Annotated in this window: 12 protein-coding genes; 11 read left to right on the top strand and 1 reads right to left on the bottom strand. The window is 61.6% G+C overall.

Going from position 1 to position 15,225, the window contains the following annotated elements:
* The first annotated feature begins 9 nt into the window (after positions 1-9).
* From CKW24_RS23215 to trpE, 10 genes are all read left to right on the top strand, one after another.
* Positions 10-2,412: a PAS domain S-box protein gene (locus CKW24_RS23215; RefSeq protein WP_095170557.1), complete on the top strand. Its 2,403-nt coding sequence runs from the start codon at positions 10-12 to the stop codon at positions 2,410-2,412.
* 17 nt (positions 2,413-2,429) lie between these two features.
* A complete protein-coding gene (locus tag CKW24_RS23210) occupies positions 2,430-3,059 on the top strand; it encodes a response regulator transcription factor (protein WP_084318557.1) in 630 nt (209 codons plus the stop codon).
* A gap of 339 nt (positions 3,060-3,398) precedes the next feature.
* Positions 3,399-4,523, top strand: a complete 1,125-nt coding sequence (locus tag CKW24_RS23205; RefSeq protein WP_095170555.1) for an ABC transporter ATP-binding protein — start codon at positions 3,399-3,401, stop codon at positions 4,521-4,523.
* 44 nt (positions 4,524-4,567) lie between these two features.
* Complete coding sequence (locus CKW24_RS23200; protein ID WP_095170554.1) at positions 4,568-5,611, top strand: ABC transporter substrate-binding protein; 1,044 nt, start codon at positions 4,568-4,570, stop codon at positions 5,609-5,611.
* A 139-nt stretch (positions 5,612-5,750) separates the two neighbouring features.
* Complete coding sequence (locus CKW24_RS23195) at positions 5,751-6,998, top strand: ABC transporter permease (protein WP_095170552.1); 1,248 nt, start codon at positions 5,751-5,753, stop codon at positions 6,996-6,998.
* 13 nt (positions 6,999-7,011) lie between these two features.
* Positions 7,012-7,836, top strand: coding sequence for an ABC transporter permease (locus tag CKW24_RS23190; protein WP_095170550.1), 825 nt, complete (start codon positions 7,012-7,014; stop codon positions 7,834-7,836).
* 139 nt (positions 7,837-7,975) lie between these two features.
* Entirely contained in the window at positions 7,976-9,124 is a 1,149-nt protein-coding gene (locus CKW24_RS23185) for an iron-containing alcohol dehydrogenase (RefSeq protein WP_095170548.1), read from the top strand.
* Positions 9,125-9,204: 80 nt separating this feature from the next.
* Positions 9,205-9,879 carry a ribulose-phosphate 3-epimerase gene (gene rpe, locus CKW24_RS23180; RefSeq protein ID WP_095170546.1) on the top strand — a complete coding sequence of 225 codons (675 nt, stop codon included), beginning with the start codon at positions 9,205-9,207 and terminating at the stop codon, positions 9,877-9,879.
* A complete protein-coding gene (locus CKW24_RS23175) occupies positions 9,876-10,694 on the top strand; it encodes a phosphoglycolate phosphatase (RefSeq protein ID WP_095170544.1) in 819 nt (272 codons plus the stop codon). Before rpe ends, CKW24_RS23175 begins: the two co-directional genes overlap by 4 nt.
* A gap of 70 nt (positions 10,695-10,764) precedes the next feature.
* Entirely contained in the window at positions 10,765-12,246 is a 1,482-nt protein-coding gene (gene trpE, locus CKW24_RS23170; RefSeq protein ID WP_095170542.1) for an anthranilate synthase component I, read from the top strand.
* A gap of 66 nt (positions 12,247-12,312) precedes the next feature.
* On the opposite strand, the gene estP is transcribed toward trpE, so the two are convergent.
* Positions 12,313-14,223, bottom strand: a complete 1,911-nt coding sequence (gene estP, locus CKW24_RS23165; RefSeq protein ID WP_095170541.1) for an esterase EstP — start codon at positions 14,221-14,223, stop codon at positions 12,313-12,315.
* 400 nt (positions 14,224-14,623) lie between these two features.
* Between estP and CKW24_RS23160 the strand changes: the two genes are divergently transcribed.
* The gene (locus CKW24_RS23160; RefSeq protein WP_095170539.1) at positions 14,624-15,217 is read left to right on the top strand and encodes an aminodeoxychorismate/anthranilate synthase component II; all 594 of its coding nucleotides are present in this window, start codon (positions 14,624-14,626) and stop codon (positions 15,215-15,217) included.
* Positions 15,218-15,225 lie beyond the last annotated feature (8 nt).

Below are 15,225 nucleotides of genomic sequence, written 5' to 3'. Positions count from 1 at the left end.
AGAGTTCGCATGAAACGTCTTTGCTGCCTGTTGCTTATCGGCTGTTTCTGGCTTCCCTTGATGGCCTGGACGGCTGCCGCGCCGCCTGCGCGCGTGGCGCAACTGAGCAGCGAGCAACGGCAATGGCTGACCCGTCACTCTGAGCTGCGGGTCGGTGTGGTGCTGCAGGCGCCTTACGCGCAGTACGACCGGCGGCTACAGCGCCTGTCCGGGGCCAATATCGAATTGATGCAGTGGCTGGCCAGCGCCCTGAAGGTCGAGCTGACCTGGCGCAACTTTCCCGATGTCGCGCAGTTGGAGCAGGCGGTGCGTGAGGGGGAGGTCGACCTGGCCCCAGGCCTGACCCAAACCCCGGCCGCCCTGCGCTTGTGGCAATTCACTGACCCCTATATGCGCGTGCCGCAATTGGTGGTGGGTCAACAGAAGGGCGCCGGCGCGGTGGATCTTGAGAAGCTCGACGATCAGTCACGGGTCGCGGTGCGGATGCCCAGTGCGATCGCCGATTACCTGCGCAGCAACTACCCCAACCTCAATTTGCAGGGCGTGCCCCAGGAACGCCAGGCCCTGCAACTGTTGCTCTCCCAGCAAGCGCGTTACGCGGTCATCGATGAGGCCCAACTCAGCCGGCTGTCCGCCGAGTCCGAGTTTGCCGGGTTGGCCGTAGTGGGGGATATCGGCCTGCCGCAGTTGCTGCGGGTGGCTACCCGTCGCGATTGGCCGGAGTTGGCCGGCATCGTCGAAAGCGCCTTGCACGCGATTCCGGCCAAGGACCTGGAGCAATTGCACGCACGCTGGTTGCAACCCAAGTACCCACGTTTGTCGGAGTCCCCGGGGTTCTGGCAGAACCTCTGCCTGTTGCTGGGGGTATTGCTGCTGAGCGCCATGGCCATCGTGATCTGGCAACGGCGCCAGCAACACCTGCTCGAGCAGCGCTTGCTCGCCGCCCGCGAGGACATTGCCCTGCGCGCGGCCAGCGAAGAAGCGTTGCGCCTGACACAGTTCTCCATCGATCAAAGCACCGTCGGGATCCTCTGGGTCAATTGGGACAGCCACGTGCGCTACGCCAACCGGGCGGCCGAGGACATGCTCGGGTATGTCTCGGGCGGGGTGATCGACCGACCGCTGATCGACTTCGAACCCAACTTGCACATGGACCGTTGGTTGAACCTGTGGAAACGCGCGCGGGCCAGCGAGGAGGGGCCGCAAAGCTTCGAAACCAATTGCCTGCGCGCCGATGGCAGCATTTTGCCGGCTGACGTGACCTTGAGCTTCCTGCGCTTTCGCGACAGCGAATACCTGGTGGTCTACCTCAATGACGTCACTGAGCGCCGGCGGGCCTTGGCGGCCTTGCGCGAAAGCGAGGCACGGTTGCAGGGCATTGCCGCCAACGTACCCGGACTGGTATTTCGTCTTGAGCGGGCGCCGGTGACCGGGCAAATCGACTTTGCCTACATCAGCGAAGGCAGTGAGAGCCTGGTGGGCTACTCGCCCGCCACCTTGAGCCATCGCGACATGGGCCTGCGCAGCGTGGTACATCCGCAGGACAGAGCCAGTTACCACCGCACCCAGGATCACGCGCTGGACACCGACAGTGACTGGTCGTGGCAAGGCCGCATCCTCACCCGCCAGGGGCAGCAACGCTGGGCCGAGATCAAGGCCATCACTCGGCGCCTCGACGATGGCGCCTTTGTCTGGGACGGGATCGTCTGGGACATCAGCGAGAGCAAGCGCATCGAACTGGAACTGGCCAGCTCCCGCGAGCAACTGCGTGAGCTGTCGGCGCATCTGGAGAGTGTGCGCGAAGAGGAAAAGGCGCGGATTGCCCGGGAAGTCCACGATGAGTTGGGACAGATGCTGACGGTACTCAAGCTGGAAACCTCGATGTGCGAATTGGCCTACGCCGAACTGGACCCGGGCCTGAGTGATCGGCTCAACAGCATGAAACGCCTGATCGCCCAGCTGTTCCAACTGGTGCGGGACGTGGCCACGGCGCTGCGTCCGCCGATTCTGGACGCCGGCATCGCCTCGGCCATCGAGTGGCAGGCCCGGCGTTTTGAGGCGCGTACCCAGATTCCCTGCCTGGTGCAGGTGCCCGACAACCTGCCGGTGCTGAGTGACGCCAAGGCGATTGGCTTGTTCCGGATCCTCCAGGAGGCACTGACCAATGTCATGCGCCACGCCCAGGCGCATACTGTCGAATTGACACTGGTGCTGGAAGACGAGCAGTTGTGCCTGACCGTCAGCGACGATGGTGTAGGTTTTGTCGCTCAAGCCGGTAGGCCAACTTCCTTTGGGGTAGTGGGCATGCGCGAGCGAGTGTTGATCATGGGTGGCACACTGCAGCTCGACAGCGTGCCGGGCGAGGGCACCACCCTTGAGGTCCGTGTGCCTTTGCATGAAGCGTGCAACTGATTTTTCTGGAGAAGCCTGTGATCCGTGTACTGGTAGCCGAAGACCACACCATCGTGCGTGAAGGCATCAAGCAATTGATCGGCCTGGCCAAGGATCTGTTGGTGGTGGGGGAAGCGAGCAATGGCGAACAGTTGCTCGAAACCTTGCGCCACGTGCCCTGTGAGGTGGTGTTGCTGGACATTTCCATGCCCGGGGTGAATGGCCTGGAGGCGATCCCGCGGATTCGCGCGCTGAACAATCCACCGGCGATTCTGGTGCTATCGATGCACGACGAGGCGCAGATGGCCGCCCGAGCCTTGAAGGTCGGGGCCGCCGGTTATGCCACCAAGGACAGCGACCCGGCACTGCTGCTGACGGCGATTCGCAAGGTGGCGGCTGGCGGGCGCTATATCGATCCGGAGCTGGCGGATCGAATGGTCTTCGAAGTCGGCCTGACTGATTCACGGCCCCTGCATTCGCTACTCTCGGAGCGCGAGTTCTCGGTGTTCGAGCGCCTCGCGCAGGGCGCCAACGTCAATGACATCGCCCAGCAACTGGCGTTGAGCAGTAAGACCATCAGCACCCACAAGGCGCGGCTGATGCAGAAACTCAACATCACCTCACTGGCGGAGTTGGTGAAGTACGCCATGGAGCACAAGCTGCTCTGAACAATACGCGATCCCCTGAGCGAGGCTTGCCCGCGAAGATGTCAGCACATTCAACATCAATGTGACTGACACACCGCCTTCGTGGGCAAGCCTCGCTCCTACAGAACACCGTGTCGGCATATCCATTTACGACAACCCACCAAACCGCTTTTGCCGGTTCTTGTGGCTTGTAGCGGAAAACTCGCTGCCGACCTGTCCAAACGCGCCATCCTTGTAGGGCAATCCCTACCCCCAACCTTCCATCTGGCTGAGGCGATTCTCTCCTGCGCCCCGATTTGCGCGGCTGTGCGTAGCCACTAGGCTTAATCCACGGCAGTCATCAACAATAAAGGTGTGGGTATGAGCGAGGTCGATTCAAGCGCGGGGACCAATGATGTACTGGTCAGCTTTCGTGGCGTACAGAAGAGCTACGACGGCGAGAACCTGATCGTCAAAGACCTCAACCTGGATATTCGCAAAGGCGAGTTTCTCACCTTGCTCGGGCCTTCCGGCTCCGGCAAGACCACCAGCCTGATGATGCTCGCCGGTTTCGAAACCCCGACCGCCGGCGAGATCCTGCTGGCCGGGCGTTCGATCAACAACGTGCCGCCGCACAAGCGTGACATCGGCATGGTGTTCCAGAACTACGCCCTGTTCCCGCACATGACGGTGGCCGAGAACCTGGCGTTCCCGCTGACCGTGCGTGGTCTGAACAAGAGTGACGTCAGTGACCGGGTCAAGCGTGTCCTGAGCATGGTTCAGCTCGATGCCTTCGCCCAGCGTTACCCGGCCCAGCTTTCCGGTGGCCAGCAGCAGCGGGTGGCCCTGGCCCGGGCGCTGGTGTTCGAGCCGCAACTGGTGCTGATGGACGAACCGCTCGGCGCTCTCGATAAACAGCTGCGTGAACACATGCAGATGGAGATCAAGCACCTGCACCAGCGCCTGGGTGTGACCGTGGTCTATGTGACCCACGACCAGGGCGAAGCCCTGACCATGTCCGACCGGGTGGCGGTGTTCCATCAAGGCGAAATCCAGCAGATCGCCCCACCTCGCACCCTGTACGAAGAACCGAAAAATACCTTCGTGGCCAACTTCATTGGCGAAAACAACCGCCTCAATGGCCGTCTCCACAGTCAGACCGGCGAGCGCTGCATTGTCGAGCTTGGGCGCGGGGAAAAGGTCGAGGCACTGGCGGTGAATGTCGGCAAGACCGGCGAGCCAGTGACTCTGTCCATTCGTCCGGAGCGGGTCAGCCTCAACGGCTCCAGTGAGGCGTGTGTCAACCGCTTCTCTGGGCGGGTGGCGGAATTCATCTATCTGGGCGACCACGTCCGTGTGCGCCTGGAAGTCTGCGGCAAGACCGATTTCTTCGTGAAACAGCCGATCGCCGAGCTGGATCCGGCGCTGGCCGTCGGAGACGTGGTGCCGCTTGGCTGGCAGGTCGAACACGTCCGTGCTCTCGATCCCCTTCTAGAGGCGAATTGATCGCCCCCTTGCTTCACCAACCCTGCACGTGGAGAGAACAATAAATGTTGAAATCCCTGAAATTCACCGCCCTGGCTCTGGGCATGATGGGTGCGGCACACGCGATGGCCGCGGGCTCGGACCTGACCGTGGTGTCGTTTGGCGGCGCGAACAAGGCCGCACAGGTCAAGGCCTTCTATGCGCCTTGGGAAGCAGCGGGCAACGGCAAGATCGTCGCCGGTGAATACAACGGTGAAATGGCCAAGGTCAAGGCCATGGTCGACACCAAGAGCGTATCCTGGGACCTGGTGGAAGTAGAGTCACCAGAGCTGTCCCGCGGTTGCGACGAGGACATGTTCGAGCAACTCGACCCTGCACTGTTCGGCAACACCGAAAATTACGTCAAGGGTGCGATCCAGCCTTGCGGCGTTGGTTTTTTCGTCTGGTCGACCGTACTGGCCTACAACGCCGACAAGCTGAAAACCGCGCCGACCAGTTGGGCCGACTTCTGGGACACCAAGAACTTCCCGGGCAAACGCGGCCTGCGTAAAGGCGCCAAGTACACCCTGGAATTTGCCTTGATGGCCGACGGCGTGGCGCCGAAAGATGTCTACAAAGTGCTGGCCGGTAAAGATGGCCAGGACCGTGCCTTCAAGAAGCTCGACGAACTCAAGCCGAGCATCCAGTGGTGGGAAGCTGGCGCCCAGCCGCCGCAGTACCTGGCGTCCGGTGACGTGGTCATGAGCTCGGCGTACAACGGCCGGATCGCTGCCGTGCAAAAGGAAAGCAACCTGAAGGTGGTGTGGAACGGCGGTATCTACGACTTCGACGCCTGGGCCATTCCTAAAGGCCTGGACAAGACCCGCGCTGAAGCGGCGAAGAAATTCATCGCGTTCTCGGTCATGCCACAACAGCAGAAAACCTATTCGGAAAACATTGCCTACGGCCCGGCCAATACCCAGGCGGTACCCCTGTTGAACCCGGAAATTCTGAAAGACATGCCGACGACCCCGGAAAACATCGCCAACCAGGTGCAGATCGACGTCAGCTTCTGGGCGGACAACGGTGAGCAACTGGAGCAGCGCTTCAACTCCTGGGCAGCGAAGTAAACGCGACCCTGTGGCAGAGGGCTTGCCCAATGCCAGTCAGTTAGAGGTTTGACAGCGTAATCCGTGTTGGAGCGAGCGTGCTCGCTCCAACAGGTTGTTTGTCTGCCTCTGTAACGATCAAAGATTTTCGGAGTTCGCCATGGCCATCGCCGTTCCCCTGAACGAGGGCACCCATCGCACCTTGAAGCAGCGCCTGGCGCGTGCCGAGCGGGTCAACCGCTGGAAGGCCCAAGCCCTGATTGCGCCGTTGGTGCTGTTTCTGTTGCTGGTGTTTCTGGTGCCGATTGTGGCGCTGCTCTATAAAAGCGTCGGTAACCCGGAAGTGGTCGGCGGCATGCCGCGCACCGTAGCAGCGATCGCTGCCTGGGATGGCCGAGGCCTGCCAGCGGACCCGGTGTACAAGGCCGCCAGTGAAGACCTGGCCGAAGCTCGCAAGAATCAAACCTTGGGCGACCTGTCCAAGCGCCTGAACATGGAGTTGGCCGGCTACCGCAGCCTGCTGACCAAGACCGCCCGCGCGCTGCCGTTCAAGAGCGAGCCGGCGTCTTATAAAGACGCGCTCGAAGCGCTGGACGAGCGTTGGGGCGACCCGGCCTATTGGCAGGCCGTGCGCCGCAATACCAGCAGCCTGACGCCGTACTACCTGTTGGCGGCGGTTGATCACCGCATCGACGACCTCGGCGAAGTCGCCCCGGCCACGCCCGACCAGGCGATCTACCTCGACATCTTTGCCCGCACCTTCTGGATGGGCCTGGTGATCACGGCCATCTGTCTGGCGCTGGCCTATCCCCTGGCCTACCTGCTGGCCAACTTGCCGGCCCGGCAAAGCAACCTGCTGATGATCCTGGTGTTGCTACCGTTCTGGACCTCGATCCTGGTGCGGGTGGCCGCGTGGATCGTGTTGCTGCAGTCGGGCGGGCTGATCAACAGCGCAATGATGGCCATGGGCATTATCGATAAACCCCTGGAGTTGGTGTTCAACCGCACTGGGGTGTACATCTCGATGGTGCACATTCTGCTGCCGTTCATGATCCTGCCGATCTACAGCGTGATGAAAGGCATCTCGCCGACCTACATGCGGGCGGCGATTTCCCTGGGCTGCCATCCGTTCGCCAGCTTCTGGCGGGTGTACTTCCCGCAGACCTATGCCGGTGTCGGCGCCGGGTGCCTGTTGGTGTTCATCCTGGCGATTGGTTACTACATCACCCCGGCACTGCTGGGTAGCCCGAACGATCAGATGGTCAGCTACTTCGTCGCCTTCTACACCAACACCAGCATCAACTGGGGCATGGCGACGGCGCTCGGCGGGCTGCTGCTGTTGGCGACCATCGTGCTTTATCTGATTTACAGCTGGCTGGTGGGCGCCAGCCGCCTGCGCCTGAGCTAAGGGGAGAATCGAAATGCTGAGTCCTTATATGTCCCCCGTTGAACGGGTGTGGTTCTACAGCTTGCGGATTCTCTGCGGCTTGATTCTGTTGTTCCTGATCTTGCCGGTGCTGGTGATCATCCCGCTGTCGTTCAACTCAGGCAGCTTCCTGGTCTACCCGCTGCAAGGATTTTCGCTGCACTGGTACCAGGACTTCTTTGCCTCTGCCGAGTGGATGCGCGCCCTGAAGAACAGCATCATCGTGGCCCCGGCCGCGACCGTACTGGCGATGATCTTCGGGACGCTGGCGGCCATTGGCCTGACCCGCGGCGATTTTCCGGGCAAGGCGCTGGTGATGGCCCTGGTGATTTCGCCGATGGTGGTGCCCGTGGTGATCATCGGGGTGGCCAGTTACCTGTTCTTCGCTCCGCTGGGGCTGGGTAACAGCTTCTTCTCGCTGATTGTGGTGCACGCGGTGCTGGGCGTGCCGTTCGTGATCATCACGGTGTCGGCGACCCTGCAAGGCTTCAACCACAACCTGGTGCGCGCCGCGGCCAGCCTCGGAGCCTCGCCCTTGACGGCGTTCCGCCGGGTGACTTTGCCGTTGATCGCCCCCGGGGTGATTTCCGGTGCGCTGTTTGCGTTTGCCACCTCGTTCGATGAAGTAGTGGTGACCCTGTTCCTCGCCGGCCCCGAGCAAGCGACCTTGCCGCGGCAGATGTTCAGCGGTATCCGCGAAAACCTCAGCCCGACCATCGCCGCCGCCGCAACGCTGCTGATTGCCTTCTCGGTGATCCTGCTGCTGACCCTGGAGTGGTTGCGTGGGCGCAGTGAGAAATTGCGTACTGCACAGGTCTGACATCAAACCCAGTGGGAGCCGGTTCGCTCCCACCGGGGTGTCCAGTGGGCTTAAAGCCATTCACTGGCTGAATAACAGACAAAACCCAATCGACAGCTACTATTGTGCCCAGCTCCCCCATCTATAAGAGGCTGCGCACATGAGTCTTTGTTCTTTCAAAATCGCTCATAAGCTGCTCACCGGCACCGGTGCCATCGAGCAACTGGCCGCTGAGCTGACCCGCCTGGATGTCGACCACCCGCTGATTGTCACCGATGCGGCGCTGGTCAAGTCCGGCACCGTGGAGCTGGCGCTGGCGCAACTGGGTGGACGCACCTACGAGATTTTCGACCGGGTGTTGCCCGACCCGGAAATCGCCATCGTCGAGGACTGCATGCGTGTCTACCGCGAGGGCGGGCATGACGGCCTGATCGGCCTAGGCGGCGGCAGTGCCATCGATATCGCCAAAAGCGTCGCGGCCTATGCCGGTTATCACGGCGCGCTCGAGGATTTGTTCGGCGTCGACCAAGTGCCGCGCAAGGGCCCGCCGCTGATCGCGATCCCGACCACCGCCGGCACTGGCTCGGAAGTCACCAACGTGGCGATCCTCTCCGACAAGCAGGCCCAACTGAAGAAAGGCATCGTCAGCGACTACCTGTTGCCTGACGTGGCGCTGGTCAGCCCGCAAATGACCCTGACCTGTCCGCGCAGCGTCACCGCCGCCAGCGGGGTGGATGCCCTGGTGCATGCGGTCGAGTCCTACCTGTCGGTGAATGCTTCGCCGATTACCGACGCCCTGGCCATCGGTGCCATCAAGCTGATCGCCAAGGCGCTGCCCAAGGCCTATGCCAATCCCGCGAACCTGCAGGCCCGTGAGGACATGGCCACTGCCAGCCTGATGGCCGGCATGGCGTTCGGCAACGCCGGGGTCGGCGCGGTGCATGCCCTGGCCTATCCGCTGGGCGGGCGCTTCAACATTGCCCATGGCGTGAGCAACGCGCTGTTGCTGCCCCATGTGATGGCCTGGAACAAGATGGCGTGCGTGGAGCGCATGCAGGACATTGCCCAGGCCTTTGGCCTCAATATCACGCACCTGAGTGCCGATGAAGCGGCGGACCAGGCGGTCGCGGCGATGGCGCGACTGTGTGCCGCAGTGGAAATTCCCCAGGGCTTGCGCAGTTTCGGCGTGCCCCAGGAGGCGATCCCGGCCATGGCGCTGGAGGCCGCGGGAATCGAGCGTTTGATGCGCAATAATCCGCGCCAGTTGACGGCCCTTGATATCGAGAAGATCTATCGAGCGGCTTACTGATCGTTACAGCCACGGTGCGCGCGTCAAAGCATGAGGTATACAATGCGCGCCATCGTGATCCTGCTCAAAAAAGGTGCGTCATGCAGCCCTTCGCTATTGCTCCGTCGATTCTCTCCGCCGACTTCGCCCGCCTGGGTGAAGAAGTGGACAACGTTCTGGCCGCGGGTGCCGACATCGTCCACTTCGATGTCATGGACAATCACTACGTGCCCAACCTGACCATCGGCCCGATGGTCTGCTCGGCACTGCGCAAGTACGGCGTTACCGCGCCGATCGACGCACACCTGATGGTGTCTCCGGTCGACCGCATCATCGGTGACTTCATCGAGGCCGGCGCCACCTACATCACCTTCCACCCGGACGCCACGATTCACGTCGATCGCTCCTTGCAGATGATCCGCGAAGGCGGTTGCAAGGCCGGCCTGGTGTTCAACCCGGCGACTCCGCTGGACGTACTCAAGTACGTGATGGACAAGGTCGACATGATCTTGCTGATGAGCGTCAACCCGGGTTTTGGTGGCCAGAAGTTCATTCCGGCAACCCTCGACAAACTGCGTGAAGCGCGCGCGCTGATCGACGCCTCGGGCCGTGATATCCGCCTGGAAATCGACGGCGGGGTGAACGTCAACAACATCCGCGAAATCGCCGCGGCTGGCGCTGACACCTTCGTGGCCGGCTCCGCGATCTTCAACGCGCCGAACTACCAGGAAGTGATCGAGAAGATGCGTGCCGAACTGGCGCTGGCTCGTCCATGAGTGGTTTTGAGCAGTTGTTCCCAGGGCAATTGCCGCGGCTGGTGATGTTCGATCTGGATGGCACCCTGATCGATTCGGTACCGGACCTGGCAGTGGCCGTGGATCACATGCTGCTCAAGCTGGGGCGCGCACCGGCCGGCCTGGGCGCCGTGCGCGAGTGGGTCGGCAACGGGGCGCCGGTGCTGGTCCGTCGGGCCCTGGCCGGTGATATCGATCACAGTCGGGTCGACGACGTCGAGGCCGAACATGCGCTGGAGATTTTCATGGACGCCTATGCAGACGGCCATGAATTGACGGTGGTTTACCCTGGCGTGCGCGACACCCTCAAGTGGTTGCACAAGCAGGGTGTCGAGATGGCGCTGATCACCAACAAGCCGGAGCGCTTCGTCGCGCCCTTGCTGGATCAGATGAAAATCGGCCGCTACTTCAAGTGGATCATCGGCGGCGATACCCTGCCGCAGAAAAAACCTGACCCGGCGGCGCTGTTTTTCGTGATGAAAATGGCCAACGTACCGGCGTCGCAGTCGTTGTTCGTTGGCGACTCGCGCAGTGACGTCCTGGCGGCCAAGGCGGCGGGCGTCAAGTGTGTGGCCCTGAGCTACGGCTATAACCATGGCCGGCCGATTGCCGAAGAGTCGCCGGCGCTGGTGATCGACGATCTGCGCAAGCTAATTCCCGGTTGCCTGGATTCTGCCGCTGGGATAACGTTGCCCGACGCTGTCCAATCCCCTCCTGGAAATGCCATCGTGGTGGTTACCCGCAAACTCTGGATGAAAGTCATCAAGGCCCTGGCCCGCTGGCGTTGGCGCGCCTGACGTGATCCTGGCCGGCTAGCCGGCGCGTTTGCACACCTGACCGTTAGACCCTCATGCCACGAGGCACCTCATGATCCGCGAAGAATTCCTGCGTTTGGCCGCTGCCGGCTACAACCGCATCCCGCTTGCCTGCGAAACCCTTGCCGACTTCGACACGCCGCTGTCGATCTACCTGAAACTGGCCGATCAACCCAACTCCTACCTGTTGGAGTCGGTGCAGGGCGGGGAGAAGTGGGGGCGCTATTCGATCATTGGCTTGCCGTGCCGCACGGTACTGCGGGTGCATGACCTGCATGTGAGTGTGACCGTCGACGGGGTCGAGGTCGAAAGCCACGATGTCGAAGACCCGCTGGCCTTCGTCGAGACCTTCAAGGCGCGCTACAACGTGCCGACCATTGCCGGCCTGCCGCGCTTCAATGGCGGCCTGGTGGGGTACTTCGGCTATGACTGTGTGCGCTACGTGGAGAAGCGTCTGGGCAAGTGCCCGAACCCTGATCCGCTGGGCGTGCCGGACATCTTGCTGATGGTCTCCGATGCGGTGGTGGTGTTCGACAACCTGGCGGGCAAGATGCACGCCATCGTGCTGGCCGATCCGGCGCAGGAAAACGCCTTTGAACAAGGGCAGGCGCGCCTCGAGCAATTGCTGGAGCAACTGCGCCAGCCGATTACCCCGCGCCGTGGCCTGGATTTCAGCCAGCAGCAGGCGGCGGACCCGGTATTCCGTTCCAGTTTCACCCAAGCCGATTACGAGCGCGCCGTCGACACCATCAAGGAGTACATCCTGGCCGGTGATTGCATGCAGGTGGTGCCGTCGCAACGGATGTCCATCGACTTCAAGGCGGCGCCCATTGATTTGTACCGCGCCCTGCGTTGCTTCAACCCGACGCCGTACATGTACTTCTTCAACTTCGGCGACTTCCATGTGGTTGGCAGTTCGCCAGAAGTCCTGGTGCGGGTTGAAGACAACCTGATCACCGTACGCCCGATTGCCGGTACGCGTCCTCGTGGCGCGAACGAAGAAGCCGACCTGGCGCTGGAAGAGGACCTGCTGTCGGATGACAAGGAAATCGCCGAGCACCTGATGCTGATTGACCTGGGCCGGAACGACACCGGACGGGTTTCGGAGATCGGTTCGGTGAAGCTGACCGAGAAAATGGTCATCGAGCGTTATTCCAACGTGATGCACATCGTTTCCAACGTCACGGGCCAGTTGAAAGCCGGCCTGACTGCAATGGATGCGCTGCGGGCGATTCTGCCAGCGGGCACCTTGTCGGGCGCGCCGAAGATTCGCGCGATGGAAATCATCGACGAACTGGAGCCGGTCAAGCGCGGTGTGTACGGTGGGGCGGTGGGTTACTTCGCCTGGAATGGCAATATGGACACGGCGATTGCGATCCGCACGGCAGTGATCAAGAACGGCGAATTGCACGTACAGGCCGGCGGCGGCATCGTTGCCGACTCGGTGCCGGCGCTGGAATGGGAAGAAACCCTGAACAAGCGCCGCGCGATGTTCCGTGCCGTGGCACTGGCCGAGCAGACACCCCGGGATTGAGGGTGTAGCGCGGCACAAAAAAACGCTGCCCCCGTGAGGAGGCAGCGTTTTTTTTGGCTGCGGGTTTTAGAAGTCCAGTACCACGCCGACATTCAACCCTTGCTGGGTGAAGTCATCGTCCTTGCGGATGTTGTAGCCGGCCCGCAACGCCAGGTCGGCCGTCAGCTTGTGGCTGACGCCCAGGTTCAGGCGGTTGGTGTGGGATTGCGGGGTGTAGCCGGCCAGGGTGTACTGGTTGCCGGGCAGGGTGTTGAGGTTCATGGTCACGTCTTGGGTATCGTCTTCATACTCGCGCTCGTGGGCGTATTCGCCATACACCTGGGTCTGCGGGGTGAACAGGTACTTGCCCTGCAAACCGATACCCAGGCGGCGCGAGTTGCGGGTCTGGTCGTCGTAGGTCAGCGCAGTGGCGGTGTTGTCGTCCTCGGAGTAACCGTCGACTTTGACCTTGGCGAAGTCCGCGCTGAGGAACGGTGACAGGTGCCACGGGCTGCTCGCCTGTTGCGCGATGTCGTAGCCGATCCGGCCGCTGGCTGCCAGCACGGTGCCGCTGGTATCGCCTTTTTCGCCGCGTTCGTTGACGCCCAGGTCGAACTTGCGCTTGAGGCTGTCGTAGTCCAGGTGCCCGGCTGTCAGTGCACCGTCCGCCCACCAACGATTTTCCTGGTACTGCGCAAAGGCGGTGCCCATGTAGGTGTTGAGTTTGTAGTCCGAATCGTTGTGACCGGCTTCCAGGCTTTGACGATAGAACCCGGCTGCGACGCCGACACGCCAGGCATCGTTGAGGCGGTAGCTGCCACCGATGTTCAAGTTGTAGCCAGTGCCATCTGCGCTGGCGGCACTGTTCTGGCCGTCGAAGTCCAGGTGCTGGCCACCGCCAGCGACAATGGCTCGCCATTGGCCGACGCCCTGCCAATTTTCCCAGTCGGCTTGCCATTGGTTGCGCAGTTCATCCTGGTGCGCACGCAGGGTGCCGTGGGCCATTTCTGGCAACAGTGAGGCTTCCCAGGGCGCGGCCAGCAAGGAGTAGGCGTAGTCGGCGATCAGGCGCTGGCCGGCTTCCGTGGGGTGGACCGAGTCGTTGTAGATCAGCTTGCTTGGGTCGGGGGTCGCACTGTTGATGCCGTACCGGGCGTTTTCCGTGCAGCCATTGCCGCTGAAGCAGGTGGCGGTGAGGTTCTGGTCGGTGGCCAGGCCGAATTGCGCCGGGTTGGCGAAGGCTTCGTTGAGCAATACTGGAATGTTCAGCGGGATGATTTCGGCGTCAACGGTCTGTAGTTGTCGCACCAACTCGGTGTTGAACTGTGTGCTGAGTTGGGAAACGAAACCTTGTAGTGGGCTGCCGTTGATTGCCGGCGTCAGGCCGATATCCGGGAGCAGCCAGACCATGATGTATTTGGCACCTGCCTGCTGCAGGGTTTGCACGCTATCGACCAACCGGCCGGCTGCCGCGTCGGCCTGGGCAGGGTTGAGAATCCGGCCCTGGAGAAAATCATTGCCGCCCCCGGAGAGGTAATAGAGGGCGTTGGGATCGGCGCGCAAGCCATTACTCGGCAGATAGCCTGGGCGTGAGCGCTCGCCGGTGGCTGAGGTGGTGGTGATGGAGTCGAGAATCTGGTCGGTGCGATAACCGCCAACCGCCCAGTTGCTGCCATCGACCAGGCCCTGCTCGGCGCGGACCGCCGAGGTCGAGGCGGCGGTCTGATCATCCGAGAACCCCAGTTTGCCCCCCAGCAATTGTGTCGAGTTGGCAGAACGGACTTCCCCGCTGCCGTCCCGGTAGGTTGGCCCCACCCGGTTGGTGTAGCGCTGCGTGGCGCCTGCCGGGCCGTCCGGGTCAGCGAACTGGCCGGCATCGTTGAGGCTGTCGCCAAAGACCACGAAGTTCGAGTAGGGCGTCGGTGCAGCGATCGCTTGGGCGCAAGCCATCGCGAGAAGGCCTCCTGCCAGCGGTACAAACAGCGTCTGTCTGATCATGATCAAGTCCGTTTATTTATTGTTGTGTTGAACAAAACGACAGTACCAAAAACTTTTGCGCTTTAGCTATGGCTAAAGGCCGTATCCCCCGCTAGCGTTACGCCATATTGCACCCTCTGCCCAGCTAAGTTACTGTGCTGGAATGTATGAATGAGACCTTCCCCGTGTTGATCGTCAGCAAACTCTTGGATCAAGTCGTCAAGGCACACGCCCGTTGGCGTTGGCGCGCCTGAACTTTCTCTGCCGGCTCGGCCGGACCTGTACCCGTTTGCCTTCTATACCCGTATGAACTGCCGCTTTTGCTGGCTCCACTTCCAGCATCTGACCGAGCGACGCCACTGTGCGGGTCAATCATTCGAAGGCTGTTTTAAAAGTCAGTGAACTCAAGAGGTTTGAACCCATGTTGCTGATGATTGATAACTACGACTCCTTTACCTACAACGTTGTGCAGTACCTCGGCGAGCTGGGCTCAGAGGTCAAGGTCGTGCGCAACGATGAGCTGACCATCGCCCAGATCGAAGCACTCAACCCCGAGCGCATTGTCGTGTCCCCCGGCCCATGCACGCCGACCGAAGCCGGTGTGTCGATCGAAGCCATCAAGTATTTCGCCGGCAAGCTGCCGATCCTCGGCGTCTGCCTGGGGCACCAGTCGATCGGCCAGGCGTTTGGTGGCGATGTGGTACGTGCCCGTCAAGTCATGCACGGTAAGACTAGTCCGGTATTCCACGAGGACAAGGGCGTGTTTGCAGGTCTGAACCACCCGCTGACCGTCACTCGTTATCATTCCCTGATTGTGCAGCGCGAAACCCTGCCCGATTGCCTGGAACTGACCGCCTGGACCCAGCTCGAAGACGGTTCGGTCGATGAGATCATGGGCCTGCGCCACAAGACGCTGAACATCGAGGGTGTGCAATTTCACCCTGAGTCGATCCTCACCGAGCAGGGCCACGAACTGTTCGCCAACTTCCTCAAACAAACCGGCGGCACGCGCTAAGGACTTTC

The sequence above is a fragment of the Pseudomonas sp. Irchel 3H3 genome (assembly GCF_900187635.1).
In the GTDB taxonomy this organism is placed as follows: domain Bacteria; phylum Pseudomonadota; class Gammaproteobacteria; order Pseudomonadales; family Pseudomonadaceae; genus Aquipseudomonas.
Note: the sequence above shows the minus strand (reverse complement) of the source record. Positions and strands in the feature narration are given on the sequence as shown.

Coding starts and splice junctions, on each gene's coding strand:
- CKW24_RS23160 (WP_095170539.1), top strand. CDS start 14,624: ATGTTGCTGATGATTGATAACTACGACTCCTTTACCTACAACGTTGTG.
- trpE (WP_095170542.1), top strand. CDS start 10,765: ATGATCCGCGAAGAATTCCTGCGTTTGGCCGCTGCCGGCTACAACCGC.
- rpe (WP_095170546.1), top strand. CDS start 9,205: ATGCAGCCCTTCGCTATTGCTCCGTCGATTCTCTCCGCCGACTTCGCC.
- CKW24_RS23175 (WP_095170544.1), top strand. CDS start 9,876: ATGAGTGGTTTTGAGCAGTTGTTCCCAGGGCAATTGCCGCGGCTGGTG.
- CKW24_RS23215 (WP_095170557.1), top strand. CDS start 10: ATGAAACGTCTTTGCTGCCTGTTGCTTATCGGCTGTTTCTGGCTTCCC.
- CKW24_RS23195 (WP_095170552.1), top strand. CDS start 5,751: ATGGCCATCGCCGTTCCCCTGAACGAGGGCACCCATCGCACCTTGAAG.
- CKW24_RS23185 (WP_095170548.1), top strand. CDS start 7,976: ATGAGTCTTTGTTCTTTCAAAATCGCTCATAAGCTGCTCACCGGCACC.
- estP (WP_095170541.1), bottom strand. CDS start 14,223: ATGATCAGACAGACGCTGTTTGTACCGCTGGCAGGAGGCCTTCTCGCG.
- CKW24_RS23200 (WP_095170554.1), top strand. CDS start 4,568: ATGTTGAAATCCCTGAAATTCACCGCCCTGGCTCTGGGCATGATGGGT.
- CKW24_RS23190 (WP_095170550.1), top strand. CDS start 7,012: ATGCTGAGTCCTTATATGTCCCCCGTTGAACGGGTGTGGTTCTACAGC.
- CKW24_RS23205 (WP_095170555.1), top strand. CDS start 3,399: ATGAGCGAGGTCGATTCAAGCGCGGGGACCAATGATGTACTGGTCAGC.